The organism is Xanthobacter sp. BG11Y11_SDJG (genome assembly GCF_057364445.1).
This window is the reverse complement of the sequence record NZ_JBNFNU010000432.1, coordinates 1-3,388: the sequence shown is the minus strand read 5'-3', so window position 1 is coordinate 3,388 and position 3,388 is coordinate 1. Positions and strand designations below refer to the sequence as shown.

The following is a 3,388-nucleotide window of genomic DNA, read 5'->3' as shown; positions in this document are numbered from 1 at the left end:
GGTCTCGGACGACGCCGGCTCGCGGACCCGGGCGACCGCGTCGCGGGCGGCGGTGCTGCGGGCGATGCCCTGCACCGCGGTGCGGGCGTCCTGCTCCACCACGTCGAGCGCCTGGCCCTGGCGGGCGACGATCTCGTTCAGCTCGGCGAGCGCCTTGATCTGCTCGGCCACGGCGCGGCGCATGGTGGCGGCGCTGGCCTCGGTCTCGGAGGGCAGCTCCAGGATGCCGCGCTTCATCTCCTCGCGGGCCAGCTCGATGGCCTGCTGAACGTCCTCGGCAGCCTGCTTGAGGTCGGAGGCGACGGCGGTGAAGCGCCCGCCGCTCTCGGCGAACAGGCGGTTCACGTCGGCCAGCGCGTTGGCATGGACCTCGCGCAGCGCCGCGGCGGTGCGCTCGCGCTCCGCCTCGGCGGTCTCGCGCACCAGCTCGAACTGGCTCTCGATGCTGCGGGCCGAGCCGCTGGCGGATTCCGACACCAGGCCGGTGATCTGCCGCGCCCGGTCCTGGGCGTTGCGGAACGTCTCCTCCAGCATGGTGTGGAAGTTCTGCAGGCGGCCGTCGATGTCGGCGATGCGCCGGGCGATGGTGGTGGACACCTCCTCGATGGCCGCGCGGCGGGTATTGAGGGTGGCGTCGATGCGGTCGTGGGTGGCGCCGAGCGCCTGCGAGGCCTCCGCCATGAAGCGGCTCTGCTGCTCGAAGCGGTCGGTGAGGCCGGCGATCTCGGACAGGGCGCCCTGCGAGAGCTCCTTCAGCGAGCGCACCTGGCCGTCGAACCGCGAGGCGGTGGTTTCCGCCGCGTGGCCGATGCCGGTCACGGTGGTGTTGAACGCCTCCACCTGCTTGGAGAAGGTGCTCGAGAAGTGGCCGAGATTGCCGACCGCGCTCGACATGGCGTTCTGGAACGTCGAGTTGGCCTCGCCGAGGCGCTCGATGATGGACTGCACGTCGCCCTTGAGCGAGGTGTTGGTGGCGGTGATCTCGGCCACCGCGCGCTGGCTGGTGCGCTCCAGCGCCAGCAGGAAGGTGCCGTTCTTGTCGTCGATCAGGTGGGCGATCTCGGTCAGGCGCGTGCCGAGCGCCTCGGCCACCTTCTCGGCGTGGGTGGTGAGCGACTGGCCGACATTCTCGGACAGCTGCGAGAGCGAGCGCTCCACCTGCACGGCTTCACCGCGCAGCTGGGAGGTGACGCCCTCGATCCGGTTGGTGAGCACGTCCGCCATGGCGGTGCCGCGCACCTCGATCGAGGTGGCGACCCCCTCCAGGCGGCCGAGCACCAGCTCCTCGATGCGGTTGACGCGACCGTCGAGCACCGAGGCGATCTCCTGGGCGCGGCTGCCGATGGAGCGGTGCACGGTCTCGGCCCGGTCCATCAGCACCTCGCCCAGCGCCTTGCCGCGGCTGGCGAAGAAGGTCTCCAACTGCTCCAGCGACTTGTCCACCGCCTCGGTGGCGCCGCGCGTGCCGTCGGCGATGGTGCGCGAGAACGTCACCGTGCGGGTGGCGAGCGTCTCGGTCAGGCTCTGGGAGCGCTGGTCGAGCGTCTGCTCGATGCGGGCGATGCGCTGGTCCATGGTGCTCGCCACCGTGGAGGTGGTGGTGGCGAGGCGCTCGTCGAGCGTGGACACGGCGACGCGCAGGTTCTCGTTCACCGCGTTCACCCGGTGGGTGATCTGGTCCACCAGTTCGGGCGCATGCACCCGCACCGTGGTATCGAAGCTCTTGATGCCCTCCTGCATGGCGCGGGCGAGGTTCGAGCCGTCGTGGTGAATGCGGTCGGCAAGCTCGTTGCCGCGCACGGTGATGGTCTCCTCCATCGCCTTCAGGCGCGAGGTGAGCATCTCCTTGATGGCGTCGCCCTTGTTGCCGATGGTGGCCACCAGCATGTCGGCGGTCTCGCGGAAGGCGTCCGTCACCTTGGAGCCGCGGGTGCCGATGGCCTTCGTCACCTCGCCGGCGACGAGCGACAGGCGCTCCGTCATGTCGGTGCCGGCATTGGTGAGGGAGGAGGCGATCTCGTCGCCCTTCTCCATCAGCGCTGCGGTCACCTGGCTGCCGGAGCGGTCGAGGGAGGTGGCGATCTTCTCGCCGGTGTCCTGGAGGCGCTGCTGGAGCGACTCGCCGCGCACCGCCACCGCCTCGTAGATGCGGTTGCCGGTGGTCTCGATGCGCTCGGCGAGGTCGGAGCCGTTGACGGACAGGGTCTCCGCCACGCGCTCGCCGGTCTCGGCGATCTTGCGCACCATGTCGCCGCCGCGGGTCGAGAAGTCGAGCACCAGGGCGTCGCCGACCTCGCGCATGGCCGCGTTCACGTCCGCGACCCGCTCGCCGATGTCGTCGGCGAGCGCGCGGTGTGGTCGTTGAGCGTGTCCGAGATGCCGTCCTTCAGGCGGTCGATATTGGCATTGACGTCGTCGCCCCAGGTGGAGATCAGCGCCGCCACGTCGGTGGTGGTGCCGAGCAGGTTGTGGGCGACGTCGTCGGTGCGCTCCTTGAGCAGGCGAATGAGGTCGTCGCCCGACTGCGCCAGGTCCTGGCGGATGTCGGTCCCGGTGATCTGCAGGCGGTCGATCAGCTCGCTGCCCTTGGCGGTCAGGCTGTCGATCATGCTGTCGCCCACGCGGGCGAGGGCGCCGGTGATGTGCTCGCCCTTCTGGGCCAGGATGTCGGTGACCCGGTCGGAGGCTTCCAGCATGGTGGTATTGATGCGCGCCGCCACGTCCTTGACCTCGCTGGAGAGCAGGGCCTCGGCGTGGGTGATGTTCTCGCGCAGATGCTCGGTCTCTTCCTTGATGATCTGGCGTTCGGCCTGAAGCTCCTCGATCAGGCTGCGGATGCGCACCTCGTTCTGCTCGTAGGCGCGCTCCAGGATCGAGACCTCGGCGCGCACCATGCTCTCGAGCTCGCTGGCGCGGGCGACCGCGCGCTCGATGCCCTCGCCCATGGCGGCCACCTCGCGGCGCACCGCCTGGCCGACGGTGACCACGGACTCCGTGGCGATCGCCTCCGGCTGGGCAAGGCGCAGCGCCACCTCGGTCATGGAGCGGGCGATGCCCTGCAGCTCGCGCGAGCGGCGGATCACGCTGGCGATGGCGAAGAAGGCGATGGGCGGCAGCAGGATGCCGGCGAAGATCGCGAGCAGCGCCGGCGAGGTGCCGAGCGACTGGACGCCGCCGGAGGTCGCCATCAGGCCGCGGTGATAGACCAGGGCGAATGCGGCGCCGAGCGCGATCCAGCCGAGCGAGGCCCCGACCGCCCACCAATAGGGGGTGGCCGATGCGCGGCGCTGAAGCTGGCCCACCAGCTGCCCGACGGTCTGCCGGTCGTCATTGGCGGCGCGGCCGGCCACGTCGAGGCGCGGGGCGGCCGGGACGGCCCTCGGGCCGG

1 protein-coding gene and 1 pseudogene are annotated in these 3,388 nt (G+C 70.7%); both read right to left on the bottom strand.

Annotated elements, in window-relative coordinates:
• Positions 1-2,301 (bottom strand): apolipoprotein A-IV repeat region-like domain-containing protein (locus tag AC2W7M_RS22310; RefSeq protein WP_486135004.1); only part of this gene is annotated, 2,301 nt, incomplete at its 3' end.
• Between the two features lie 8 nt (positions 2,302-2,309).
• Positions 2,310-3,388, bottom strand: a pseudogene (locus AC2W7M_RS22305) (apolipoprotein acyltransferase); the annotation flags it as partial.